Source organism: Streptomyces globisporus C-1027 (assembly GCF_000261345.2).
GTDB lineage: Bacteria > Actinomycetota > Actinomycetes > Streptomycetales > Streptomycetaceae > Streptomyces > Streptomyces pakalii.
This window is the reverse complement of the sequence record NZ_CP013738.1, coordinates 4,616,060-4,640,188: the sequence shown is the minus strand read 5'-3', so window position 1 is coordinate 4,640,188 and position 24,129 is coordinate 4,616,060. Positions and strand designations below refer to the sequence as shown.

Here is a 24,129-nt window from a genome sequence, read left to right as displayed (position 1 = left end):
TGTACCCGAAAGCGATGTTTCGCCGGTGTAAGCATCGGCGCTGAGAGAAACGAAACAGCGTCCTCGCGCACGCTCGGGCCGTCCCTGTACGGACCTGTCGGCAAGCGACGAGGAGCCCCCATGAACCAGACCCTTTCCCGCCGGACCGCCTCACGCGCACGGGGGCGGTCCGTCGCCGCGGCCTGTGCCCTGGCCGCCGCCCTCGCCCTGACGGCCACCGCGTGCTCGGGCGACGGCGGTGGGACGAAGGACGGCGGATCGGCGTCCGACAGCAAGAAGACGAAGGAGGACCAGGCGCTGGAGCACCGCAAGTGTCTCCGGGAACAGGGCCTGGACATCCCCGAGCCGAAGCCGGGCGAGAACGGCATGGGCGTGACCATCGACGGCGGCTCGATGGGCAAGGAGAAGATGGAGAAGGCGTTCAAGGCCTGCGAGGACAAGGCGGTCGGCGGCGGGCCCAAGGAAATGACGCAGGCGGAGAAGGACAAGGCGGTCGCCTACGCCCGGTGCATGCGCCAGAACGGCTTCGACATGCCCGACCCGAAGTTCGACGGCGGGGCGATGCAGGCGGCGCCCGCGCTGAAGTCGAAGGACATGAAGAAGTTCGAGAAGGCCAACAAGGCGTGCGAAAGCGCCGGCCGATGAGGCGCGGACGGGCCGTGACGGCGGCGGCGGCGGTGGCCGTGCTCGCGGTCACGGCCGGCTCGGTCGCCCTCACGCAGCTCGGCGGCGAGGAGGAGACCGGCGCGGCGAAGAACACCGGGCTGCCCCCGGCCACCGCCGCCGTCGAGCGCGGGGACCTCCGCGACAGCGCCCAGGCCGACGGAACCCTCGGCTACGACAAGGAGCGCAAGGTCAACGCGGGTGCGGCGGGCACGATCACGTGGACACCGCGCACCGGCTCGACCGTGGAGCGCAACGAGCGGCTGTACGAGATCGACGGGCGGCCGGTCCGGCTGATGTACGGCTCCGGACCCATGTACCGGACGCTGAAGCCGGGCGACAAGGGCCGGGACGTGGAGCAGCTGGAGCGCAATCTCGCGGAGCTGGGCTACACCGGCTTCACCCCGGACCAGGAGTACACCGAGCTGACGGCGGCGGCCGTCAAGCGCTGGCAGAAGTCCCACGACGCGAAGCAGACCGGGAAGGTCGGGCCGGGGGACGTCGCGTTCGCCCCGGGGAAGGTCCGGATCAAGAGCGTCGGGGCGGGTGTGGGCGAGCAGGCCCAGCCGGGCGCCCCGGTCCTGGTCACGACCGGCTCGGAGCGCATCGTCACCTTCCAGCTGGACGTGGCGGAGAGCCAGTTGGCGAAGGCGGGCACGAAGGTGAGCGTGGAGCTGCCGGACGGCACGACCGCGCCCGGGAAGGTCTCGTCGGTGGGCCGGACCGCGAAGCCCGGCGACGACCCGGCGGACGACAGCCCCAAGGTCACGCTGACCGTCTCCTTCGACGACCCGGACGAGGTCGGCGGCTTCGACCAGTCGCCGGTCACGGTGAACCTGACGGGCGAGACCCGCGAGGGCGTCCTGACCGTGCCGGTGAACGCGCTGCTCGCGCTGCCCGGCGGCGGCTTCGGCCTCCAGGTGGTCCAGGGCGGTACGACCCGTGAGGTGAAGGTCGAGCTCGGCATGTTCGCGGAAGGCCGGGTCGAGGTGTCCGGCGGCGGTCTGCGCGAGGGCACGAAGGTAGGGGTGCCGAAGATATGAGCACCGGCACCATCACGGGCCCGGCGCCCCACCCCCGTACGGTCGTCGCCCTCACCGGCGTCACCAAGGAGTACCCGGGCCCGGTCGCCGCGCTGCGCGGGGTGGACCTCACCGTCGAGGAGGGCGAACTCCTCGGCATCGTGGGCCCGTCGGGATCCGGCAAGTCCACGCTGCTGCACATCATCGGCACCCTGGACCGCCCCACCGCGGGCTCCGTCCACATCGCGGGCCACGACGTGGCGGCGCTCTCCGACCGCAGGCTCTCCGCGCTGCGCGCCCAGCACGTGGGCTTCGTCTTCCAGGCGTTCCACCTGGTGCCGGGCGTCAGCGCCCGCGACAACGTGGCGGAGGGCCTGCTCTACTCGGGCCTCTCCCGCTCGGTGCGCCGCCGCCGGGCGGCCGACGCACTGGCCCGGGTCGGCCTCGCGGACCGCCTCGACCACAAGCCGCACCAGCTGTCCGGCGGCCAGAAGCAGCGGGTCGCGATCGCCCGGGCGGTGGTCGGCGAGCCCGCGCTGCTGCTGGCGGACGAGCCGACCGGGGCGCTCGATTCGGCGTCGGGGGCGGCGGTGATGGAGCTGCTGCGCGACCTGAACCGGGAGGGGGCCACGATCGCCGTGATCACGCACGACACGGAGATCGCGGCGCAGTTGCCGCGCGAGGTGCGGATCCGGGACGGCCAGATGGTCGCGGACGTGACCCACGGGACGGCCGCGACGACGGGAGCGGCGCTGTGAACGGGGAGCGCGGCCGGGGCCGGGGAAAGCTGAAGGCGGCCCGGCTGAGCCCCCGGGACGTGGCCCACGTCGGCTCGTCCGGACTGCGCAGCCGCCCGATGCGGGTGGTGCTCTCGGCCCTGGGCATCGCCATCGGTATCGCCACGATGATCTCGGTGGTCGGCATCTCCGCCTCCAGCCAGGCCCAACTGCTGCGCGAGCTGGACAAGTTGGGGACCAATCTCCTCGTCGCCTCGCCCGGTGAGTCGATGTTCGCCGGGGAGGAGGTGAAGCTGCCCGAGGAATCGGTCGGGATGGTGGGCCGGATCGAGGGCGTCCAGGACGTGGGCGCGACGGCCGATCTGAACGCGACCGTACGCCGCACCGAGAAGGTCGACGAGGACGACACCGGCGGGATCGCGGTGAAGGCGACGACCGCCGACCTGCTGCGGGTCCTGCGGGGCGAGGTCGGCAGCGGCGGCTGGCTGAACGCGGCGACCGGACGCTACCCCTCGGTCGTGCTCGGCCATGTGGCGGCGGAGCGTCTGGGCATCACGGAACCGGGCCGCCAGGTGTGGCTGGGCGACCGCTACTTCACGGTCGTCGGCATCCTCGACCCGCTCCCCCTCGCCCCCGAGATCGAACGTTCCGCCCTGGTCGGCTGGGAGGGCGCGAAGCGCCTGCTGGACTTCGACGGCCACCCGACATCGGTGTACGAGCGCTCGGCGGACGCGGCGGTCGAGGACGTACGCAAGGTGATGGCGGCGACGGTCGACCCGCAGAACCCGCAGAACGTGAAGGTCACCGACCCCTCGTCGGCGCTCCGCGCGAAGGCGGCGACCGAGGGGGCGTTCAGCAGTCTGCTGCTGGGCCTGGGCGGTATCGCGCTGCTCGTCGGGGGCGTCGGGGTCGCCAACACCATGATCATCTCGGTCCTTGAGCGGCGGTACGAGATCGGCCTGCGCCGCTCGCTGGGCGCGACGCGGGGCCAGATCCGGATCCAGTTCGTCACGGAGTCGCTGATGCTGTCGGGCCTGGGCGGCCTGGCGGGCGTGGCGCTGGGCGCGGCGGCGACGGGAGTGTACGCACAGTCCGGCGGGCTGCCGTGGGTGGTCCCGCTGTGGGCGGTCGGCGGCGGCTTCGGCGCGACGCTGGTGATCGGCACGGTGGCGGGCCTGTACCCGGCGGTCCGGGCGTCCCGCCTCTCCCCGACGCTGGCGCTGCACGCGGCGTGAGGGGCGGGGCCCCGGGGGGGCTCCGGCCGATTGCCGGAAGCAGGCAGGCAGCGGCGCGGGCCGCTGCCTGTTCCTGTCCTTGTCCTGCCGTCCCCCCGCAGCACAGACTGAGCGCGCGGGGGGGGGCGTAGGAAGGCCACGCCCACAACATGGAGCGGGGGTGGCCGGGTGAGACGTGTACCCGTGTTCCGGTGGGTGCTCCCCTTGGGGCTGGCCCTGATCACCTGGTCGGCGGCCCTGTACGTGACCGCGCCGGACATGCCGGAACTGGAGCAGGTCGAGCTGACCGTCCTGGAGGAGGAACCCGACGGGACGTGCAGGGTCGCCTGGGCCGACCCCTTCGCGTTCGACGACGAGCGCGAGGCACCGTACCGCTGCGATGCCGGCCGCAGTTCGTCCCTCAAGGCGCCGGAGTACGACCCGGACACCGGCCTCGGCTGGGACAGCGGGTTCGTGGTCGCCGAAGGTCCGGACAAGGGCGAGCTGTACTCCCTGGACGAGGACGGCAAAGCCCGCGACGAGCAGATCGAGCGCTCCGACGGGTTCGTCACGGCCGGGCTGGTCCTGACGATCACCGGCCTCGCCGGCGGCAACATCCGCTCGGCGCGCCGGATACGCGGAGTACGGCCCGGGGTGCTCCGCCGGGCGACGGAGCTCAAGGAGGCCGCCGACGCGGTGGCGCGGGACCACCGCAGGGCCCTGGAGGCGGTCCGGGCGGCGTGGGCTCCGCTGCACCGGGAACTGGTGGACGGCGAGCTGGGCCGGATCCCGGTGAGCCGGATGCGGGGTCTGGCCGAGGAGCGGCTACGGGCCAGGGAGTTGGAGGAGGGCGGCGTCCGCACGGTACGGGACGTGCTCGACGCCGGAACGTGGGCTCTCGCGCAGTTCCTCGGCATGGAACGGGACATGGCCGATGAGACGGTGGCCGAGGCGCGGCGGACGGCCGACGCGGTGGGCCGGGAGGTGGCCGTACGCTTCGACGCGCGCGGCCCCGAGCCGCGCACCACCGCGCTGCTCGCCGCACTGCGGGTCCTGGTGGACGCCGGACCGGACGCACGGGAGGCCGGGCGCACGGGCGAGGAGCTGGCCGCGCGTCTTGAGCCGCTGCTCACCACCGCCGAACCGGCGGCCGGAGTACGGGAGATGCTGCGGACGGGGACGTACGAGCGCGACGACGTCCTGGCCGCGGTGACCAAGCTGCGCCTCGTGCTGGCCGAGGCCGGGCGGGAAGGCCTGGCGGAACGCTTCGCCCAGGCCTCGGTGGACCTGCTGCGCGGCCCCGACGCCGGCGCGGACGAGCTGGCCACCTGGGCGGACTTCGAGTCCCGGCCGCAGGCGTACTACGCGGCGCTGGCGGAGGCCGTCGAGGACACGGACCACGCGGAGGGCCGTGCGTCGGCCCGGACCCCGGACGGAGCCGGCCTGACGGGCAGCCGCCGACGCCGCGGGTGAGCCGCCGCCGGACCCGGCAGCCGGGCGATCCGGCGGCCCGGACAGCCCGACACCGCATGAGCCGGCGGCAGGCGGGAAGGTGACGACAGGCCTCAGAGCCTGTCTGGGCCCCCCGCCGCCCCGCTCGTCACCTGGGCCAGGTCCACCGCTCCCGCGACCCGGGCCGCGACCGTCTCCGCGTACGCCGCGTCGGTACGTTCGAAGGCGGCCCGGTTCGCCGCGCGGAGGAACGTCAGCACGCCCAGCGTCCGGCCCCGGCTCCGGAGCACCGCGCACAGCGCGTGCGCCGCGTCCCGGGGCCAGCGGCGCTCCACGGCCCAGGCCGTCGACGCGGCGGCCGCGGCCCCCGCGCTCGTCCGCACGGTGCCGGTGCGCTCGACGGACTGGAGGGCCGGGTGGCCGGGGGCGTACCGGGCGGGGATGGAGCCCCCGGCGACCGGCAGGCACGGGCCGGGCGCGTCGAACGGCGTGGCGGCCGTCCGGACCAGCCGCTCGCCCGCCACCAGATCGACCAGGACGTGATCGGCGAATCCGGCGAGGGCGAAGTCCAGCAGGGAGGTGGCCGCCTCCATCGGGTCCTCGCACTCGGAGGCCGTACGGGCGGCCCGGTGCAGCTGGCTCGTCCGGAACCGCAGCCGGTCGGCCTCCTGCTCCGCGAGCTTGGCGGCGGTGATGTCCTGGAACAGCCACCCCACCCCGAGCGGAACCGGTTCCTCCGTCAGCGGCGAGGCGAGCCGCAGGAATCCGCTGCGCCAGCACCGCCGCCGCTCGCCCTCGGCCGTCCGCAGCGTCACCCACAGCTCGGCCGGGGCGCTCGGGGCCCCTTCGGCGAGCACATGGTGCAGGGCGGCCTCCAGCTCCTCGACGCCCTGGACCACCAGCTCGCCGAGCGGGCGGCCGAGGAGGGAGGTGCGGCTTCCGCCGAGCGCTCGGGAGGCGTGCGCGTTGACGACCGTGGGCCGCAGGTCGACGTCGACGAGGACCACGCCCCAGGACGCGTCCTCCAGCAGCGCCTCGCTCAGCGCGATGGCCCGCTCCAGGTCGATCTGGGCGTGCACCTCGCTGAACGCGCAGTAGACCCCGGCCGGCTTCCCGTCGGCGCCGCGCACCCCGGCGGACTGGGTCCGCACCAGCACCCGGCCGCCGTCCTTGCGCAGCAGCGCGAACTCGTGCACCTGGCGCCCCGGCGCGTCCATGGCCGCCATCAGCCGGGCCCGCACCTCGTCCGCGTCGGCCCGCCGCACCGCCCAGCCCGCGAAGCCGCTGCGGCCGACGGCCTCGTCCGCCGACCAGCCGAGGACGCGTTCGGCCTCGCGGTTCCAGTGGGTGACCGTGCCGGCCGCGTCGAACGCGCAGAGCGCGGCGTCCATGCCGTCGAGCAGCGCCGCCAGCAGCCGGGACCCGTCGGGCGCACCGGGGATCGCGCCGGCCCGGCCCCCGGGATCCGTGGAGCACCCCGCCGGCCCGCCGCCGGAATCCTCGTCCGGTCCGAGCTCGTCGGTGGCCCCCCTGCTCCTGGGAACACCCACTCCGCACCCCCCGCAGAACGTGTCGGCCGTTCTCCCACGCGTCACCGCGTGTATCGCTGCACGTCAGACCATTCAACTCGAACGTGACCCAGCGCACATCCACTTCGCCCAAATCTTCTGGCCCGGTCCGGCGAACAAATCGCTTGAACCGCGATCCGGGGCGCTCATAGGCTGTGGAGCACACAGGAAAGGAGGTGTTCCGGAAGTGATTTCTCTTCGGACTCGTGAGGTGGCTGCGGGCTGACGCCCGTCGTCGCACTCTTTTGCAGTGCTAGGCCGGTCGCCGGCCAATCCCAAGCAGTCACCGACCCGCAGGCTCGCCGGTAAGTCCGGCCGGCTCCTCTGTGCACGGAGGAACCAGAGCCTGCGGGTTTCTGCGTTGTACGGGTCCGCTGGGCGACGGCCTCACGGGCAGAGCCGCTCCACCCGCCACCGGCCGCCCGGCTCACCGCCCTCCCTGACGTACCGCAGCCGGTCGTGCAGCCGGTTCTCGTGCCCCTGCCAGAACTCGATCGTCTCGGGCACCACCCGGAAACCGCCCCAGTGCGGCGGGGCCGGGACCTTCTCGCCCACGGGGTAGCGGGCGGCCAGCTCCTCGTACCGGGCGATCAGCTCCTCGCGGGAGCCGACGACGGTGGACTGGGCGCTGGCCCACGCGCCGAGCTGGGAGCCGTGCGGGCGGGTGCGGAAGTAGCCGACGGTCTCCTCGCGGGAGGTGCGGGAGGCGGTGCCGGTCACGATGACCTGGCGAGCCATCGGGTGCCAGGGGAAGAGCAGCGAGACACACGGGTTCGCGGTCAGCTCGCGGCCCTTGCGGGAGTCGTAGTTGGTGAAGAAGACGAAGCCCCGGTCGTCGTACTGCTTGAGCAGCACCGTGCGCGAGGACGGGCGGCCGTCCCCGTCGGCGGTGGAGACGATCATCGCGTTGGGCTCGTGCAGCACGCCGCCGACGGCGACCTGCCGGAACCAGCGGGCGAACTGCTCCATCGGGTCGGCGGCGAGGTCGCGCTCGACGAAGTCCTCCGAGCGGTACTGCTCGCGCATGGCTGCGGGATCGGTGCTGGAATCGTCCGGGAGGGGCCCCGGGGAACCTTCTGGTGTGGGCACGGGCCCATCCTGCCGCAGCGGCCGAGTGTGCCCGGCGCCGAGGGGCCGTAACCACGCCCCGGCGAAAGGGGGCCCTGTGCCGGATGTCACGCTTCCCCGCATCGGAGGAACCCGCCAATATCTTGGGGCAGGCCGCTGTGGCTTCCGCACAGCCCAGCACGCCGCGCACCGCCCGTCGCCCGCCGAACTGAGGGAGCCGCCTGATGTCCGACTTCGTACCCGGTCTTGAGGGAGTCGTCGCGTTCGAAACGGAGATCGCCGAACCGGACAAGGAAGGCGGTTCGCTCCGTTATCGCGGGGTCGACATCGAGGATCTGGTCGGTCACGTCTCCTTCGGCAACGTGTGGGGCCTGCTGGTGGACGGGGCGTTCAACCCCGGCCTGCCGCCCGCCGAGCCGTTCCCGATCCCCGTGCACTCGGGTGACATCCGGGTCGACGTCCAGTCCGCGCTGGCGATGCTCGCCCCGGTCTGGGGCCTGAAGCCGCTGCTGGACATCGACGAGGCGACCGCCCGGGACGACCTGGCGCGGGCCGCGGTGATGGCCCTGTCGTACGTCGCCCAGTCGGCGCGCGGCCAGGGGCTGCCGATGGTGCCCCAGAGCGAGATCGACAAAGCCCACTCGGTCGTCGAGCGCTTCATGATCCGCTGGCGCGGCGAGCCGGACCCGAAGCACGTGAAGGCAGTCGACGCGTACTGGACGTCGGCGGCGGAGCACGGCATGAACGCCTCGACGTTCACGGCCCGGGTCATCGCCTCGACGGGCGCGGACGTCGCGGCCGCCCTGTCCGGAGCGGTGGGCGCGATGTCGGGCCCGCTGCACGGCGGCGCCCCGTCCCGGGTCCTCGGCATGATCGAGGAGATCGAGCGGACGGGCGACGCGACCGCGTACGTGAAGCAGGCCCTGGACCGGGGCGAGCGCCTGATGGGCTTCGGCCACCGCGTCTACCGCGCCGAGGACCCGCGCGCCCGCGTCCTGCGCCGCACGGCCCGCGAACTGGCCGCCCCGCGCTTCGAGGTGGCGGAGGCGCTGGAGAAGGCGGCCCTGGAGGAGCTGCACAACCGCCGCCCGGACCGGGTCCTGGCGACGAACGTGGAGTTCTGGGCGGCGATCGTGCTGGACTTCGCGGAGGTCCCCGCGCACATGTTCACGTCGATGTTCACGTGTGCCCGTACGGCGGGCTGGTCGGCGCACATCCTGGAGCAGAAGCGCACGGGCCGCCTGGTCCGCCCGTCGGCGACGTACGTGGGCCCGGGCACGCGGAACCCGCGCGAGATCAGCGGGTACGAGGACATCGTCGCGGGCTGAGCCGGGGGGCGGGGGCGTTCCCGGGGCGGTGAACGTGCCGGTGCGGGGTAGGCGTACCGGCACGTTTCCGGCGCATTCCCGGCACGAGGAGGCAGACCATGAGCACGCCCCGCCCGTCCCTGACCCTGTCCAGCACGGTTCTCGACGCCCCGGACGCGGCGGAGTTGGCGGACTTCTACCGCCGCCTCCTGGGGTGGGAGACCGTGCAGGAGGAGCCCGGCTGGGTGAAGCTGCTGCCACCCGGCGGCGGCTCGGGCCTGGGCTTCCAGACGGACAGGGCGTACGTGCCCCCGGCCTGGCCCGCCTCCCCCGGCGACCAGCTGATGATGCTGCACCTGGACTTCGAGGTGACGGACCTGGAGACGGCCGTGGCCCACGCGGTCGCGGAGGGCGCGACACCGGCACAGTTCCAGCCGCAGCACGACGTACGGGTGCTGTTCGACCCGGTGGGCCACCCGTTCTGCCTGTTCGTGAACGAAGGGGCCCCGGGCGAACCCCCGGCGATCAGCCCCGAGTGGGTGGCGGAGCAGACGCGGGAGATCGCCGAGCAGGACCGGCTGACGATCCAGGACGCGGTGGCCCCGGACCCGTCCGCCCCGACGGCCCCGCCACGGCAGGCGGAGCCGGACACGCTGACGTGACGCGGCTTTGACGTGCGCGCTCCGGCGGGCCCGGCTCCCGACGTGCCTCAGCCCTGGTGGACGCGGCGGACGGCGATGACGTTGTCGGTCACGGTCGCCGTCTCGCCGCCGGGCCCGGTGGCGGTCCGCTCCGGCGCGTGGCAGCGCTCGGTGCGCCATCCGTCGCCGAGCCGCAGGGACGCGAGCACGTCGTCGGGGCTGGGGAACGTCACGTCCTCGTGGCCGTCCCGCCAGGACCAGGGGGCGAGCGAGGCGTGCTCGACCAGGACCAGGAGGCCGCCGGGGACGACGGCTTCGGCGGCGCGCCGGAGGACCTGGTCCCGCGGGATCTCCACAGGGGTGTGGAAGTAGCTCGCGGTGACGAGCTCGTAGGCCCCGTCGGGGAAGGACCGGGCGAGGTCGTGCCGGCTCGGGTGGACGCGGTCGGTCAGTCCGGCCGCGTCAGCCCCTGCGGTGACGCGCTCCAGGGCGGTCGCCGAGACGTCGACGGCGGTGACGTCCCAGCCGAGCGCGGCGAGCCAGAGGGCGTCGCCGCCGTGCCCGCAGCCGAGGTCGAGCGCACGACCGCCGCCGACGCCCGGCGCGGGGGCCAGGGCGGTGACGACCTCGGCGAGGACGGCGTTGGGCCGGGTGCCCCACTGCGGGTCGATGCCGGCGTAGTGGTTCTCCCAGAACGCGGCGGAGTCGGTGGTCTCGGTGGCACGGGTGGTGTCGCTGCTCACGGCGAATCCCTTTCGTTCCCTGTTTCCCTGTTCCCCTGCTTCTTGGAAGGAAGGTGCGCCGCGGCCTGCCGCCCTTGCAAGCTTCCATGCCGTTTCGGCAACCTGGGGCCATGGGAGACACGGGAAGCAAGGACGACGTCCTGGCGGCGGTGGGCCCCCGCCTGCGCGAGCTGCGACGCCGGAACGGCATGACGCTGGCCGAGCTGGCGGAGCGGACCGGGATCAACGAGAGCACCCTGTCCCGCCTGGAGGGCGGTACGCGCAAGCCGACGCTGGAGATGCTGCTGCCGCTGGCGGAGGTCCACGCGGTCCCGCTGGACGAACTGGTGGGCGCACCCCGAACGGGCGATCCGCGCATCCACCTCCGCCCGGTGACGCGGGACGGCCTCACGTACGCACCGCTGAGCCGCCCGGGCGGGGTCCAGGCCCACAAGCTGCTGATCCGCCCGAGCCCGGCGGGCGCTGAACCGACCCTGCGGACCCATGAGGGCTTCGAGTGGCTGTACGTCCTGGCCGGCCGGCTCCGCCTGATCCTGGGCGAGCGAACGCTCGTCCTGAAGCCCGGCGAGGCGGCCGAGTTCGACACGCATGTCCCGCACTGGCTCGGCCCCGACGACGACCGCACCGTGGAACTGCTCGTCCTCTTCGGCCACCAGGGCGAACGGGCCCACCTGAGGGCCCGCCAGGAGCCTTTGCGAGGATCGGCGGATGGAACCCCGTGAGCCCGCAGCCGTCAGCCACTCGCCCTCGACCTGGCAACAGCCGCACCCCGCACCGGCGTCGGCGGAACGCAGCGCGCTGACGGAGGCCATCGCGGAACGCATCCGGGACCGAGGGCGGGGCCGGCTCCTGGTCGGCATCGACGGCTTCACGGCGGCGGGGAAGACGAGCTTCGGCCACGAACTGGCCGCGCAGGTAGCCGAGTCGGGCCGCCCGGTGCTCCGGGCCACACTGGACGACTTCAAGAACCCGTGGAAGGACCGGCACCTGTACGACCGGGAGTCGGGCGAGGGCTACTACCGCAACGCGTACGACTACGCCTCGGCCAAGCGCCTCCTGCTGGACCCCGCCCGATCGCCGGAGGCGGAGTCGTGCGCCCTGTGCTCGATCGACCCGCTGACGCAGGAGAGCCACGCGGCCGAAACGACCCCGCTCGCCCCGGACGCGGTCCTGATCGTGGACGGCGTCTTTGCCTTCCGGCCGGAGATCGACGCGTACTGGGACTTCCGGATCTGGATGGACGTGGACGCCGGACTCTCCGTACGCCGCGGCGCGGAACGCGACCAGGACTGGGCGGGCTCGGACGCGGAGGCGATCCACCGAAACCGGTACCTGGTGGCGGAGCGTCTCTACCTCGACGAGGTGGACCCGCTGCCGAGGATGGACGTGATCGTCGACAACACGGACTTCGCGAGGCCGAGGCTGATCAGGGGCTGACCCGCTGTTCCGGCGGCGGGAAATGCGGATGCCTCCATGGGCCGACCCGCGCTATCGTCACCCGTATGAACGTCACCGGCCGAAGCACCACCACCGCGACCGCGCGAGCGACCAGCTCGCCGGTTGCCGCCGCCTGACGTCCTCTTCCCCCCGGCGACCGGAAACGGTCCGTCGGTAGTGCCGCGGAGCCTCTGGCCCCGGCCGGGTGACTGAACGGTCCCGTTCTCCGGTGCCTCCCCCGCTGCCCCGCGAAGGAGCCACCCCCATGCGTACGGACCAGCTCATCAGGACGTTCGTCGAGTACTACGAAGAACGCGGCCACCGCCGGATCACCGGCTCGACCCTGCTGCCACCCCCCGGCGACCCGGTCCTCTTCACGACCTCCGGCATGCACCCGCTCACCCCGTACCTGGAAGGCCGACCGCACCCTCTCGGGAAGCGCCTGGTCAACGTGCAGCGCTGTCTGCGCACCACGGACCTGGACGAGGTCGGGGACGCCACGCACCTGACGGTCTTCGAGATGCTGGGCACCTGGTCGCTGGGCGACTACGGGGGTCCGCTCAGCCTCGACTGGGGGTACGGGCTGCTCACCGAGGGCCTGGGCATCGACCCCGGCCTGCTGCACGCCACGGTCTACGCCGGCGACGACCGGACAGGAACAGGGCCGGACACCGATTCCCTCGAACTGTGGCAGGGCCTCGGCGTCCCCGTGGAGCTCACGGTGGAGGACAACTGGTGGCCGAAGAGCGTCGACGACAACGGGGGTGACGGCCCCGTCGGCCCCTGCGGCCCCGATTCGGAGATCTTCCTCTGGAGCGGTGAGGGCCCGCCGCAGTCGACGCCCACCCGCGACGACCGCTGGGTGGAGGTGTGGAACCACGTGACGATGACCTACCGCCGACACGGAGACGGCTCCCTGGTGCCGCTCCCCCAGCGCAACGTCGACACCGGCCTCGGCCTGGAGCGCCTGGCCGCCCTGCTCCAGGGCAAGCGGTCCGTCTTCGCCTGCGACGTCTTCGACCCGTGGCGCCGCCTCGTACCGCCCCTGTGGCCCCTGGAGGAGCCCGGACTCCGCCTGGTCAGCGACCATCTGCGCTCGGCCGTCGTGGTGCTCGGCGACGGCGTGCGCCCGTCCAGTACCGGCCGGGGTTACGTGCTGCGCCGCCTGGTCCGCCGGGTGCTCACCGTGCTGTGGCGGCAGGACGCCTCACGCAGCCTCGGGGACCTGCCGGAGGACCTGGTCCGGCACACCCTGGACCACTTCCGCCAGGACGTCCGCCCGGCCGACGTGCTCCGGACCCTCCTCGACGAGGAGCAGCGCTTCGGCCACCTGCTGGAACGCGGCCGCACCGTACTCACCCGCCCCCGCTTCCAAGGCCCCCTGTCCGAGGAGGACTTCCACTACCTGTACGACACGCACGGGCTGCCCCGCGACCTGGTGACGAGCCTGCGTGAGGAGTAAGGGCGAGCAGAGCTGATGTCGGGAATCCCGAGACGGCCCGCCAACTGGGCCGGCGGGTCGCTTCGGACAGTGGCACCCAAGACCTGTCCCGTAATGATCGAACGGCTGAGTCGGGCATCTGCGCCAAGGACGACTTGGTGGTTACGGCGTCGTCCCGAACGGATGGCGTCAGAGGAGAGGGTCGTGACCGACGACCTGGCCGCGGTGGGCCGCTTTCTGTACGAGGCAGGCACGCTCAAGCAGACGCGTCCCGGCCGCCGAGCGAGTGACCAGAAGGCCCCCGCGAACCCTCACCCCAGCCCCTCCTCCACCAGCGCCGCCCACTGCGCCACCACCCGCTCCCGGCGGGCCGTGTCGTCGGTGAGGAGGTTGGCGAGGCCCAGGCCGCGGGCCATGTCCAGGAGGCCCTGGACCGTTTCGCGGGTGCCGGGGCGGGACTCGTCCGCGCCGAGGAGTTCCACCGCGATGCGGTGGGTCTCGCGGCCCACCCGCGCCTCCAGTTCCGTGACGCGCGGGCGGAGTTGGGCCTCGTTGGAGGCGGCCACCCAGAGCTGGAGTGCCGCCCGGAACAGCGGGCCCGTGTAGAGGTCGACCAGGGCCGCGACCACCTCGGCGCGGCCCTGGACGGGGAGCGCGCGCAGGGCGGCGGAGCGTTCCTCGGCGACGTACTCCACCGCGCCGGTGAACAGGTCCTCGCGGGTCGGGAAGTGGTGCTGGGCCGCGCCGCGCGAGACGCCGGCCCGTTCGGCGACGACGGAGACGGTGGAGCCCGCCCAGCCGTGTTCGGCCAGGCAGGCCACCGCCGCCTCCAGGAGCCGCTGCCGCGTCGCCCGGCTGCGGTCCTGCTTGGGCGCGTGAGCGGCCCGGGGAGCAGAGGAGGAAGAGGTCACCGCACCCATGCCGGGTCCCGTCGTTCGAGGAAGGCCGTCATCCCCTCCCTCGCCTCGTCGGAGGCGAACAACGCGGCGGATCGGGCGATGAGGTCTTCGGCGTACTGGTCGAAGCTCCTCAGCACCGTAGCCGTGACCAGCTCCTTCGATGCGGCCAGCCCCTGGGGCGAGGCCCGGCGCAGGCCGTCCAGGACGGGTGAGAGGGCTTTGTCCACGTCCTCGGCGGCCACCGTGACCAGTCCGGTCCTCGCCGCCTCCGCCGCGTCGAACCGCTCCCCGGTGAGGTAGTAGCGGTTCGCCGCCGTACGGTCCACGCGCGGGAGCAGGGTGAGGGAGATCACCGCCGGGGCCAGGCCCAGGCGGGACTCGGTGAGGGCGAAGGACGACCCCTCGCCCGCCACCGCGATGTCGCACGCCGCCAGCAGGCCCAGGCCGCCCGCCCGGACATGGCCGGTCACCCGGGCCACCACGGGCTTCGGCAGCGCCACGACCTCCCGCATCAGGCCCACGAACGCCTCCGGGTCCGGCGGGGCCTTCAGATCCGCCCCGGCGCAGAACGTCGAACCCGTGTGGGTCAGCACCACCGCCCGTACGGTCTCGTCGGCCGCACAGTCCGCCAGGGCGGCGCGCAACTCCCCGACCAGCGCGGCCGACAGCGCGTTGCGGTTGGCCGGGGAGTCCAGCGTCAGGGTCGCGATGCCCCGCTCCCCCGTCCGTACGATCACGGTCACGTCCCGTCCGTCCTCTCCGTCTTCTCGCGGTCGCGCAGCTCGCGCCGGAGGATCTTGCCCGAGGCCGCCCGCGGCACCGCCTCGATGAACTCGGCCCGCCGCACCTTCTTGTAGGGGGAGACGCGCTCGGCGACGTACGCCATCACCTCGTCCTCCGTCAGGGCCTCCGCCCCCGGTCCCCGGACCAGGAACGCCTTCGGGACCTCGTTGCCCTCCGCGTCGTACACCCCGATCACCGCCGCGTCCGCGACCTCCTCATGGGTGAGGAGCAGGGCCTCCAGCTCGGCGGGGGCGACCTGGTAGCCCTTGTACTTGATCAGCTCCTTCACCCGGTCGACGACGTACAGCCAGCCGTCCTCGTCCACCCGGCCGACGTCGCCCGTGTGCACCCAGCCGTCCTCGTCGATCATCGCGGCCGTGGCGTCCGCGCGGCCCAGGTAGCCCTTCATCACCTGCGGGCCCCGGATCAGGATCTCGCCGTCCGTCCCCGGCTCCGCGTCCTTCGCCGGGTCCTCCAGCGACACGATCCGCATCTCGGTGCCCGGCAGCAGCTTGCCGACCGTGCCCGGCGGCGGCTGCTCGACGGAGAGCGGCACCACGTGCGTACCGGGCGACAGCTCCGTCATCCCGTACGCCTGCCGCACCGGCGGCACCCCCAGCCGGGCCGAACACGCCTCCGCCAGTTCGGCGTCCAGCGGGGCGGCGGCGCTGACGATGTACTGGAGCGAGGAGAGGTCGTACTCCCCCACCAGCGGGTGCTTCGCCAGTGCCAGGACGATCGGCGGAGCCACGTACAGACCGGAGATGCGGTGCGTCTGGATGGCCTCCAGGAACTGGGCCAGGTCGAAGCGGGGCAGCACGACGACCGTCGAGCCGCAGCGCAGCGGGACGTTCATCAGGGCCGTCAGGCCGTAGATGTGGAAGAACGGCAACACCGCCAGGATGCGGTCGCCCTCGCCCATCGGGATGAACGGTCTCAGCTGCTCCAGATTGGTCGCGATCGACCGGTGCGTCAGCATCACGCCCTTGGGCGTGCCCGTCGTGCCGGAGCTGTACGGGAGGGCCGCCACGTCCTCGCCGGCGTCGATCGCGATCTCCGGCTCGGGGGCCGTGGAGGACAGCATGTCCAGGATGGAGGTGTGGCCCTCCGCCTGGTCGCAGACGTAGATCTCCCGTACTCGGCCCGTCAGTTCGGCCGCGCGGCGGGCCGTGGCCAGGAGCGGGGAGACCGTGACGATCCACTTCGCCCCGCTGTCCGCGAGCTGCTTGGCGAACTCCTCGGGTGTGGCCAGTGGGTGGACCGTGGTGACCGAGGCTCCGGCGCGGGTGGCCCCGTAGAAGACGGCGGGGTAGGCGATGGTGTTCGGGCTGTGCAGGGCGAGGACGTCGCCCTTCCTGAGCCCCGCCTCGGCGAGCGCGGCGGCGATCCGCCGGTGGAATCCGTCGAGTTGGGCGTACGTGAGGGACATGCCGTTCGTCCCGTCGATCAGGGCGACGGTGTCACCGAACCCGGCGGCCCCGCCGAGAACCGCGTCGTGGATGGGCGTGTCGAGGGCCGTTACGTCTGCGTACTCGCTGCGGAACACCATGGCGGTCCCCTGTCGTCGCGGTCGCCCGCGCCGCCCGGGTGGCGGCGCGGGACGCCGTGCGGGTGTGGAGGGTCAGAATCACCCCTGTGGGGGAGGGATGGGGAGGGGGCGGACGCGTTTCTCTCCCGACAGGGAGAACGGGGCTAGTACGACTTCGGCAGGCCCAGCGACTGGTGCGAGACGTAGTTCAGGATCATCTCCCGGCTGACCGGGGCGATCCGGGCCACCCGCGACGCGGTGATCAGGGACGCGAGGCCGTACTCCCGGGTCAGGCCGTTGCCGCCGAGGGTGTGCACCGCCTGGTCGACGGCCTTCACACACGCCTCCCCGGCCGCGTACTTCGCCATGTTGGCCGCCTCGCCCGCCCCGATGTCGTCGCCCTCGTCGTACAGCCGGGCCGCCTTCTGCATCATCAGGCGCGACAGCTCCAGGTCGATGTGCGCGGTGGCGAGCGGGTGCGCGATGGCCTGGTGGGCGCCGATGGGGTCCTTCCAGACCTGGCGGGTACGGGCGTACTCGACGGCCCTGGAGAGCGCGAAGCGGCCCATCCCGATGCCGAACGCGGCCGTCATGATCCGCTCGGGGTTCAGCCCGGCGAAGAGCTGGAGCAGACCCGCGTCCTCGTCGCCGACCAAGGCGTCCGCCGGCAGCCGTACGTCGTCGAGGACCAGCTCGAACTGCTTCTCGGGGGCGTGGAGTTCCATGTCGATCTGGTTCCGGCCGAACCCGGGGGACTCGCGGGGGACGATGAACAGGCAGGGCTTCAGCTTCCCGGAGCGGGCGTCCTCGGTCCGGCCCACGATCAGCGTGGCGTCGGCTATGTCGACACCGGAGACGAAGACCTTGCGTCCGGTGAGGACCCAGTCGTCGCCGTCGCGGCGGGCGGTGGTGGTGATGCGGTGGGAGTTCGATCCGGCGTCGGGCTCGGTGATGCCGAAGGCCATGGTGAGGGAGCCGTCGGCCAGGCCCGGCAGCCACGTCCGCTTCTGCCCCTCCGTACCGAAGCGGGCGATCACCGTGCCGCAGATCGCGGGCGACACGATCATCATCAGCAGCGGCGATCCGGCCGCACCCAACTCCTCCAGCACGATGGAGAGTTCGGCCATGCCGCCGCCCCCGCCGCCGTACTCCTCGGGGAGGTTCACCCCGAGGTACCCGAGCTTCGCGGCCTCCGCCCACAGTTCGTCGGTGTGCGTGCCCTCGCGGATGACGGTGGTCATGTAGTCGCGCCCGTACCGCTTCCCGAGGGCGGCGACGGCTGCGCGCAGGGCCTGGTGCTCTTCGGTTTCGAGGGCGGTGCGTGCGGTGCTCATGCGGTCTCCTCCGGTACGGGAACGGGTACGGGGGTGGCGGCCGGGTCCTCCTGGACCACGGCGAGCAGCGCGCCGACCTCGACCTGGTGGCCGGGCGCGGCGTGCAGGGCGGTGAGGGTGCCGGAGGCGGGCGCGAGGATGCGGTGCTCCATCTTCATCGCCTCCAGCCAGATCAGCGGCTGCCCGGCCTCGACGGTGACCCCGGCGGCCAGGCCCTCCGCGAGGCGGACGACGGTGCCGGGCATCGGGGCGAGCAGGGAGCCGGGGGCGGTGTGCGTGGCGGGGTCGGTGAAGCGGGGCAGGGCGGTGAAGGTGTACGAGGCGTCGGTGGCGTCCACGTGGACCCGGTCGGCGTGGGTGGTGATGGCGAAGTGCCGTGTCACGCCCTCGATTTCGAGCGTGACGCGGTCGGGGGTGGCGGTCAGGACCCGGGTGCCGGGGGTCTCGTGCGGTTCCGGGGTCCCGGTGCGCAGGGTGCGGTAGGCGACCTCGTGCTCCGTGCCGTCGGGTTCGCTGCGGTAGCGCTTGCGCTGGGGCTGCGATGGCACGTTGCGCCAGGCTCCGAAGCGGGCCGGGGCGGGGCCTCCGGGGCGCGTGGGACGTACGGCTTGCGCTCCGCGTACGGCTTCCGGACCCCGCACGGCTTCCGCCAGGGTCGCGGCGAGGGCGGCGGTGGCGGGGTCACCGGCTCCCGGGGCGGTGAGGTCGGCCAGGTGCCGGTCGTAGAACCCGGTGTCCAGGCGGGCCGCCGCGAAGTCCGGGTGGCGCAGCGAGCGTACGAGCAGGTCGCGGTTGGTGACCGGGCCGTGGATGCGGGCCCGCTCCAGCGCGCGGGCCAGCAGGCGGACGGCCTCGGTACGGGTCGGGGCGTGGGCGATCACCTTGGCGATCATCGGGTCGTAGTGCACGCCGATGGTGTCGCCGCCGGTGTACCCGGTGTCCAGGCGCAGACCGGGCCCCTCCGGCACCTCCAGGGTGAGCAGCGCGCCGGTCTGCGGCTGCCAGTCGCGGGCCGGGTCCTCGGCGTAGAGCCGGGCCTCCACCGCGTGGCCGGACGTCGGCGGGGGCTCGGGGGCCGGCAGCGGCTCGCCCTCCGCCACGCGTAGTTGCAGGGCGACGAGGTCGAGCCCGAACACGGCCTCTGTGACGGGGTGTTCGACCTGGAGGCGGGTGTTCATCTCCAGGAAGTACGGGCGGCCCTCGGCGGAGACCAGGAACTCCACGGTGCCCGCGCCCCGGTAGTCCACGGCACGGGCTGCCGCCACCGCCGCTTCGTTGAGCCGGGTGCGCAGGGCGTCGTCCAGGCCGGGCGCCGGGGCCTCCTCGATGACCTTCTGGTGGCGGCGCTGGAGCGAGCAGTCCCGGGTGCCGAGCGCCCACACGGTGTCGTGCGCGTCCGCCATCACCTGGACCTCGACGTGCCGGCCGCGCTCCACGTACGGCTCGGCGAACACCTCACCGTCCCCGAAGGCGGAGGCGGCCTCGGCGGCGGCCGCCAGCAACTCGCCGGGCAGTGTGTCGAGTTCGCGGACGATCCGCATGCCGCGTCCACCGCCGCCCGCCGCCGCCTTCAGCAGGAGCGGCAGGTCGCCGGGGCCCGCCGTCGCCGGGTCGACCGGGGCCAGCAACGGCACCCCGGCCCCCGCCATCAGCTCCTTGGCCCGGGTCTTGGAGGCCATCAGCTCGATGGCCTTCACCGGCGGGCCCACCCACACGAGCCCCGCGTCCTGCACGGCGGCGGCGAACGCGGCGTTCTCGGAGAGGAAGCCGTAGCCGGGGTGCACGGCGTCCGCCCCGGCGGCCCGCGCTGCGGCCACGACGAGGTCGCCGCGCAGATACGTGTCGGCGGGGGCCGCGCCCGGCAGCCGTACGGCGAGGTCCGCCTCCCGTACGTGCAGGGCGTCGGCGTCCGCGTCGGAGTACACGGCGACCGTGGTGATGCCCAGGTCGCGGCAGGTGCGGAAGATCCGGCAGGCGATCTCGCCCCGGTTGGCGACGAGCAACGTGGTGATGGTCATGTGGGCCTCACATCCGGAAGACGCCGAAGCCGCCACGGGCGCCCTCGACCGGTGCGGTGTGGATCGCGGACAGGCACATCCCGAGGACGGTCCGGGTGTCGCGCGGGTCGATGACCCCGTCGTCGTACAGCCGCCCGGACAGGAACATCGGCAGCGACTCCGCCTCGATCTGCTGCTCCACCATGGCGCGCAGCCCGGCGTCCGCCTCGTCGTCGTACGGCTGCCCCTTCGCGGCGGCCGAGGCGCGGGCGACGATGGAGAGGACACCCGCGAGCTGCTGCGGGCCCATGACGGCGGACTTGCTGCTGGGCCAGGCGAAGAGGAAGCGAGGGTCATAGGCGCGGCCGCACATGCCGTAGTGGCCGGCCCCGTAGGACGCGCCCATCAGGACCGACAGATGCGGGACCTTCGAATTGGCCACCGCGTTGATCATCATCGCGCCGTGCTTGATGATGCCGCCCTGTTCGTACTCCTTGCCGACCATGTAGCCGGTGGTGTTGTGGAGGAAGAGGAGCGGGATGTCGCGCTGGTTGGCGAGCTGGATGAACTGCGCGGCCTTCTGCGACTCCTCGCTGAACAGCACCCCCTGGGCGTTGGCGAGGATGCCGACCGGGTAGCCGTGGAGCCGCGCCCAGCCGGTGACCAGGCTCGGCCCGTACAGCGGCTTGAAGGTGTCGAAGTCCGAGCCGTCGACCAGCCGGGCGATCACCTCGCGTGGGTCGAACGGGGCCTTCAGGTCGCCCGGCACGATGCCGAGCAGCTCGTCCTCGTCGTACTTCGGCGGTTCTGCGGGGCCTGGATCTGATTGCGCCTTGCGCCAGTTGAGGCGGGCGACGATGCGCCGCGCCTGCCGGATCGCGTCGTGCTCGTCCACGGCGAAGTGGTCGGCGAGCCCCGACGTACGGGCGTGCATCTCGGCCCCGCCGAGGGACTCGTCGTCGCTTTCCTCGCCGGTGGCCATCTTCACCAGGGGCGGGCCGCCGAGGAAGACCTTGGACTGCTCCTTGATCATCACGGTGTGGTCGGACATGCCGGGGACGTACGCGCCTCCGGCGGTCGAGTTGCCGAACACGACGGCCACGGTGGGGATTCCGGCGGCGGAGAGCCGGGTGAGGTCCCGGAAGAGCGCCCCGCCGGGGATGAAGATCTCCTTCTGCGATGGCAGGTCGGCCCCGCCCGACTCCACCAGGCTGATCACCGGGAGCCGGTTGGCGAAGGCGATCTCGTTGGCGCGCAGGGCCTTCTTCAGCGTCCAGGGGTTCGACGCCCCGCCGCGTACGGTCGGGTCGTTGGCGGTGATCAGGCATTCGACGCCCTCGACCACCCCGATCCCGGTGACGAGCGAGGCGCCGACGGCGTAGTCGCTGCCCCAGGCGGCCAGCGGCGACAGCTCCAGGAACGGGGTGTCGGGGTCGACGAGCAGCTCGATCCGCTCCCGGGCCGGGAGCTTGCCGCGCCCCCGGTGCCGGGTCACGTACTTCTCGCCGCCGCCTGCGAGCGCCTTGGTGTGCTCGGTCTCCAGCTCGGCGAGCTTCTCCACCATGGTGGCCCGATGCGCTGCGTACTCGGGGCTGTTGGTGTCGAGCGCGGTGGGCAGGACGGTCATGCGGTCACCTCCGGGGCGTCGATGCCTTCGAGCAGGGGCACGGGGACCGGCAGCCACCGGGACCGCAGCCACTCCCCCAGCGCCTTGGCCTGCGGGTCGAACCGGGCCTGGGCGGCGACGCCTTCGCCCAGCAGACCGTGCACGGTGAAGTTCAGGGCACGGAGGTTGGGCAGGACATGGCGGACGACGGTCAAGTCTGCTGTCTCCGGGAGGAGTTCCTTGAACCGCTCGACGCTCAGCTCGTGCGCCAGCCACCGCCAGGCGTCGTCGTCGCGCACCCAGACGCCCACGTTGGCGTCGCCGCCCTTGTCGCCGCTGCGCGCGCCCGCGATCAGACCGAGGGGGGCGCGGCGGATGGGGCCGGAGGGGTACGGGTCGGGGAGCGGCGACCCCTCGACATCGACCAACTCCTGGGTTTGGACAGCCGGTTCGATCACCTCCCGGGCCCCGTCCGGCAGTACGGCGAGGTGCTCGACCTCCGCCGCCGGTACGGGCCGGGCCTCGAACACCCCGTAGGGCGCGCCCTTTCCGGGCGGGGCGGTGACGTGGAAGCCCGGGTAGCTGCCGAGGGCCAGCTCGATGGCGGCCCCGGAGACGGTGCGGCCGACCGTATCGGCGTCCTGGTCGCGGACGACGAGCCGGAGCAGGGCGCTGGCCCGTTCCTCGGTGTCGGCGTCGGCGTGGTCGGTACGGGCCAGCTCCCAGCGCACCTCGGCGGGCGGGCGGGCGCTGCCGCGCTCCAGGGCGTCGGCGAACTGGGCCTTCACCAGGTCGGCCTTGGCCTCGATGCCGAGTCCGGTGAGGACGAAGACGACCTCGTTGCGCCAGCCGCCGAGCCGGGTCAGCCCGGCCTTGAGGGTGGGCGGCGGGGCCTCGCCGCGCACCCCGTCGATCCGGACCCGGTCCGGGCCGTCGGGCGTGAGGCGCACGGTGTCGAGGCGGGCGGTGACGTCGGGGCCCGCGTACCGGGCTCCGCCGGTCTCGTACAGGAGTTGGGCGGTGACGGTGGAGAGGTCGACGACCCCGCCCGTACCGTCGTGCTTGGTGATGACGGACGAGCCGTCGGCGTGGATCTCGGCGAGCGGGAAGCCGGGGCGGCGGAGGCGGGCGGGGTCGTGGTCGCCGAAGAAGGCGTGGTTCCCGCCGGTCGCCTGCGTACCGCACTCCAGGACGTGCCCGGCGACCACGGCCCCCGCGAGCGCGTCCAGGTCGTCCGGGCCCCAGCCGAAGTGGGCGGCGGCGGGCCCGGTGACCAGGGCCGCGTCGGTGACCCGGCCGGTGACGACGACATCGGCCCCGGCCCGCAGACAGGCGGCGATCCCGGAGCCGCCCAGGTAGGCGTTGGCGGTGAGGAACCCGTCCGGGACGGGCAGGCTGTCGCCCTCGACATGCGCGACGGTGACGGGCACACCGAACTTCTCCGCCAACTGCCGCACCGCGTCGGCGAGTCCGGCCGGGTTGAGGCCGCCCGCGTTGGCGACGATCCTCACCCCGCGCTCATGGGCGAGGCCGAGCCCCTCCTCCAACTGGCGCAGGAAGGTGGTGGCGTAGCCCTTCTGCGGGTCCTTGAGGCGGCTGCGGCCGAGGATGAGCATGGTCAGCTCGGCGAGGTAGTCGCCGGTGAGGACGTCGAGGGGGCCGCCGGTGAGCATCTCGCGCAGGGCGTCGAAGCGGTCGCCGTAGAAGCCGGAGGCGTTGCCTATACGGAGGACGGGGGCGGGGGTGCCGCTCATCGGGTCTCCCGCTCAGCGCGCGGCAGCCGGCCCGGTCCCGGCGGTCCGGCGAAGGCCTGGGCGATGGAGAGCCACTGGTCGGCGTCCCGGCCCTCGGCGGTGACCGCGAGGTCGGAGCGGTGGGCGCGCTGGGTGACCAGGAGGCAGAAGTCGAGGAGCGGGCCGGTGATCCGCTGGGCGGCGCCCTCAGGCCCGTAGGCGGTCATCTCGCCGTCCGGGGAGTGGAGTTCGACGCGGAACTCCTCCTCGGGTGCGGTGATCCCGCGTACCGCGTAGGCGTAGTTCCGGGCCCGTACGCCGATCCGGGCCACATGGCGGAGCCGGGCGGTCGGGGGCCGGGTCACGCCCAGGGCGTCGGCGATGTCCTGGCCGTGGGCCCAGGTCTCCATGAGCCGGGCGGTCGCCATGGACGCGACACTCATCGGCGGCCCGTACCAGGGGATCCGGGTGCCGGCCGGGGCGTCGCGAAGGACCTTGTCGAGCCGCTCCCGGCCCTCGCGCCAGCGGGCGAGCAGGGCGTCCGGGGCGTGGGCGGCGACGAGGGCGTCGGCCGCCTCGTCGACGAAGGCCTCGGGGGCGGCCAGGGCCTTGGCGACCTCGTCGCCGAACCGGTCGGGCTCGGTGGCGGCCAGGAGGGCGACCTCGTCGGTCCAGCTGAGATGGGCGATCTGGTGGGCCACGGTCCACCGGTCGGCGGGCGTCGGGCCGCGCCAGCCCGGGTCGTCCAACTCCCCCACGAGTTGATCGAGTTCGTCGCTCTCCTCGCGCAGATCGTCGATCACGGCTACGACAGCGGACACGTGCGCCCCCCTCGGGACCGGGTGTGGTGCCCAGGAGCATGGCAGCGCGTCGGGAAACAATCAAGCACGCTTGCATGATTTTCTGCCCGGGGTGTGCGGGCGCGTACGGGTCGACGCTCACCGCCCCGCCCCGCC

General features: G+C 73.1%; 21 protein-coding genes. 10 read left to right on the top strand and 11 right to left on the bottom strand.

Annotated elements, in window-relative coordinates; genetic code table 11:
• Positions 1–120 precede the first annotated feature (120 nt).
• From WQO_RS20360 to WQO_RS20340, 5 genes are all read left to right on the top strand, one after another.
• Positions 121–645: a hypothetical protein gene (locus WQO_RS20360; protein ID WP_010061073.1), complete on the top strand. Its 525-nt coding sequence runs from the start codon at positions 121–123 to the stop codon at positions 643–645.
• Positions 642–1,706: an efflux RND transporter periplasmic adaptor subunit gene (locus WQO_RS20355; protein WP_029182330.1), complete on the top strand. Its 1,065-nt coding sequence runs from the start codon at positions 642–644 to the stop codon at positions 1,704–1,706. The genes WQO_RS20360 and WQO_RS20355 overlap by 4 nt, the downstream gene beginning before the upstream one ends.
• Complete coding sequence (locus WQO_RS20350) at positions 1,703–2,443, top strand: ABC transporter ATP-binding protein (RefSeq protein WP_058954045.1); 741 nt, start codon at positions 1,703–1,705, stop codon at positions 2,441–2,443. Before WQO_RS20355 ends, WQO_RS20350 begins: the two co-directional genes overlap by 4 nt.
• Positions 2,440–3,657, top strand: coding sequence for an ABC transporter permease (locus tag WQO_RS20345; RefSeq protein ID WP_010061080.1), 1,218 nt, complete (start codon positions 2,440–2,442; stop codon positions 3,655–3,657). The genes WQO_RS20350 and WQO_RS20345 overlap by 4 nt, the downstream gene beginning before the upstream one ends.
• A gap of 168 nt (positions 3,658–3,825) precedes the next feature.
• A complete protein-coding gene (locus WQO_RS20340) occupies positions 3,826–5,109 on the top strand; it encodes a hypothetical protein (RefSeq protein WP_237274153.1) in 1,284 nt (427 codons plus the stop codon).
• Between the two features lie 92 nt (positions 5,110–5,201).
• Here the strand turns inward: WQO_RS20340 and WQO_RS20335 are convergent, their stop codons facing one another.
• Both WQO_RS20335 and pdxH read right to left on the bottom strand, forming a co-directional pair.
• On the bottom strand, positions 5,202–6,638 hold the full coding sequence (locus WQO_RS20335) for a PAS domain-containing protein (protein WP_010061082.1): 1,437 nt from the start codon (positions 6,636–6,638) through the stop codon (positions 5,202–5,204).
• A gap of 405 nt (positions 6,639–7,043) precedes the next feature.
• Positions 7,044–7,682, bottom strand: a complete 639-nt coding sequence (gene pdxH / locus WQO_RS20330) for a pyridoxamine 5'-phosphate oxidase (protein WP_010061083.1) — start codon at positions 7,680–7,682, stop codon at positions 7,044–7,046.
• 266 nt (positions 7,683–7,948) lie between these two features.
• On the opposite strand from pdxH, the gene WQO_RS20325 reads away from it, so the two are divergent.
• Entirely contained in the window at positions 7,949–9,052 is a 1,104-nt protein-coding gene (locus WQO_RS20325; RefSeq protein WP_010061084.1) for a citrate synthase 2, read from the top strand.
• Between the two features lie 98 nt (positions 9,053–9,150).
• Positions 9,151–9,693: a VOC family protein gene (locus tag WQO_RS20320; protein ID WP_010061085.1), complete on the top strand. Its 543-nt coding sequence runs from the start codon at positions 9,151–9,153 to the stop codon at positions 9,691–9,693.
• A gap of 47 nt (positions 9,694–9,740) precedes the next feature.
• On the opposite strand, the gene WQO_RS20315 is transcribed toward WQO_RS20320, so the two are convergent.
• Complete coding sequence (locus WQO_RS20315; protein WP_010061087.1) at positions 9,741–10,415, bottom strand: SAM-dependent methyltransferase; 675 nt, start codon at positions 10,413–10,415, stop codon at positions 9,741–9,743.
• 110 nt (positions 10,416–10,525) lie between these two features.
• On the opposite strand from WQO_RS20315, the gene WQO_RS20310 reads away from it, so the two are divergent.
• The 3 genes from WQO_RS20310 (at position 10,526) to WQO_RS20300 (ending at position 13,314) form a co-directional block, all read left to right on the top strand.
• Positions 10,526–11,137: a helix-turn-helix domain-containing protein gene (locus tag WQO_RS20310; RefSeq protein WP_010061089.1), complete on the top strand. Its 612-nt coding sequence runs from the start codon at positions 10,526–10,528 to the stop codon at positions 11,135–11,137.
• Entirely contained in the window at positions 11,124–11,852 is a 729-nt protein-coding gene (locus WQO_RS20305; protein ID WP_010061091.1) for a nucleoside/nucleotide kinase family protein, read from the top strand. Before WQO_RS20310 ends, WQO_RS20305 begins: the two co-directional genes overlap by 14 nt.
• A gap of 265 nt (positions 11,853–12,117) precedes the next feature.
• Entirely contained in the window at positions 12,118–13,314 is a 1,197-nt protein-coding gene (locus tag WQO_RS20300) for an alanine--tRNA ligase-related protein (RefSeq protein WP_010061094.1), read from the top strand.
• Between the two features lie 290 nt (positions 13,315–13,604).
• On the opposite strand, the gene WQO_RS20295 is transcribed toward WQO_RS20300, so the two are convergent.
• The 8 genes from WQO_RS20295 to WQO_RS20260 all read right to left on the bottom strand — a co-directional run bounded on the left by WQO_RS20295 (position 13,605) and on the right by WQO_RS20260 (position 23,994).
• On the bottom strand, positions 13,605–14,213 hold the full coding sequence (locus tag WQO_RS20295) for a TetR/AcrR family transcriptional regulator (RefSeq protein ID WP_010061096.1): 609 nt from the start codon (positions 14,211–14,213) through the stop codon (positions 13,605–13,607).
• Positions 14,201–14,935, bottom strand: coding sequence for an enoyl-CoA hydratase family protein (locus WQO_RS20290; RefSeq protein WP_010061098.1), 735 nt, complete (start codon positions 14,933–14,935; stop codon positions 14,201–14,203). Before WQO_RS20290 ends, WQO_RS20295 begins: the two co-directional genes overlap by 13 nt.
• Positions 14,932–16,524, bottom strand: coding sequence for a 4-coumarate--CoA ligase family protein (locus WQO_RS20285; RefSeq protein WP_010061100.1), 1,593 nt, complete (start codon positions 16,522–16,524; stop codon positions 14,932–14,934). The genes WQO_RS20290 and WQO_RS20285 overlap by 4 nt, the downstream gene beginning before the upstream one ends.
• Positions 16,525–16,667: 143 nt before the next feature.
• Complete coding sequence (locus WQO_RS20280; protein WP_010061102.1) at positions 16,668–17,837, bottom strand: acyl-CoA dehydrogenase family protein; 1,170 nt, start codon at positions 17,835–17,837, stop codon at positions 16,668–16,670.
• The gene (locus WQO_RS20275; protein ID WP_010061104.1) at positions 17,834–19,855 is read right to left on the bottom strand and encodes an ATP-binding protein; all 2,022 of its coding nucleotides are present in this window, start codon (positions 19,853–19,855) and stop codon (positions 17,834–17,836) included. The genes WQO_RS20280 and WQO_RS20275 overlap by 4 nt, the downstream gene beginning before the upstream one ends.
• A gap of 7 nt (positions 19,856–19,862) precedes the next feature.
• Positions 19,863–21,461, bottom strand: a complete 1,599-nt coding sequence (locus WQO_RS20270) for an acyl-CoA carboxylase subunit beta (protein WP_010061105.1) — start codon at positions 21,459–21,461, stop codon at positions 19,863–19,865.
• On the bottom strand, positions 21,458–23,194 hold the full coding sequence (locus WQO_RS20265) for an acyclic terpene utilization AtuA family protein (RefSeq protein ID WP_010061106.1): 1,737 nt from the start codon (positions 23,192–23,194) through the stop codon (positions 21,458–21,460). Before WQO_RS20265 ends, WQO_RS20270 begins: the two co-directional genes overlap by 4 nt.
• On the bottom strand, positions 23,191–23,994 hold the full coding sequence (locus tag WQO_RS20260; protein WP_010061107.1) for a TIGR03084 family metal-binding protein: 804 nt from the start codon (positions 23,992–23,994) through the stop codon (positions 23,191–23,193). The genes WQO_RS20265 and WQO_RS20260 overlap by 4 nt, the downstream gene beginning before the upstream one ends.
• Positions 23,995–24,129: the final 135 nt, after the last annotated feature.

Excerpts from the sequence above, each read along its gene's own strand:
- WQO_RS20265 (WP_010061106.1), bottom strand. The coding sequence starts at position 23,194 with ATGAGCGGCACCCCCGCCCCCGTCCTCCGTATAGGCAACGCCTCCGGC.
- WQO_RS20305 (WP_010061091.1), top strand. The coding sequence starts at position 11,124 with ATGGAACCCCGTGAGCCCGCAGCCGTCAGCCACTCGCCCTCGACCTGG.
- WQO_RS20285 (WP_010061100.1), bottom strand. The coding sequence starts at position 16,524 with ATGGTGTTCCGCAGCGAGTACGCAGACGTAACGGCCCTCGACACGCCC.
- WQO_RS20360 (WP_010061073.1), top strand. The coding sequence starts at position 121 with ATGAACCAGACCCTTTCCCGCCGGACCGCCTCACGCGCACGGGGGCGG.
- WQO_RS20325 (WP_010061084.1), top strand. The coding sequence starts at position 7,949 with ATGTCCGACTTCGTACCCGGTCTTGAGGGAGTCGTCGCGTTCGAAACG.
- WQO_RS20295 (WP_010061096.1), bottom strand. The coding sequence starts at position 14,213 with ATGGGTGCGGTGACCTCTTCCTCCTCTGCTCCCCGGGCCGCTCACGCG.
- WQO_RS20355 (WP_029182330.1), top strand. The coding sequence starts at position 642 with ATGAGGCGCGGACGGGCCGTGACGGCGGCGGCGGCGGTGGCCGTGCTC.
- WQO_RS20275 (WP_010061104.1), bottom strand. The coding sequence starts at position 19,855 with ATGACCATCACCACGTTGCTCGTCGCCAACCGGGGCGAGATCGCCTGC.
- WQO_RS20270 (WP_010061105.1), bottom strand. The coding sequence starts at position 21,461 with ATGACCGTCCTGCCCACCGCGCTCGACACCAACAGCCCCGAGTACGCA.
- WQO_RS20320 (WP_010061085.1), top strand. The coding sequence starts at position 9,151 with ATGAGCACGCCCCGCCCGTCCCTGACCCTGTCCAGCACGGTTCTCGAC.
- WQO_RS20310 (WP_010061089.1), top strand. The coding sequence starts at position 10,526 with ATGGGAGACACGGGAAGCAAGGACGACGTCCTGGCGGCGGTGGGCCCC.
- WQO_RS20280 (WP_010061102.1), bottom strand. The coding sequence starts at position 17,837 with ATGAGCACCGCACGCACCGCCCTCGAAACCGAAGAGCACCAGGCCCTG.
- WQO_RS20300 (WP_010061094.1), top strand. The coding sequence starts at position 12,118 with ATGCGTACGGACCAGCTCATCAGGACGTTCGTCGAGTACTACGAAGAA.
- WQO_RS20350 (WP_058954045.1), top strand. The coding sequence starts at position 1,703 with ATGAGCACCGGCACCATCACGGGCCCGGCGCCCCACCCCCGTACGGTC.
- pdxH (WP_010061083.1), bottom strand. The coding sequence starts at position 7,682 with ATGCGCGAGCAGTACCGCTCGGAGGACTTCGTCGAGCGCGACCTCGCC.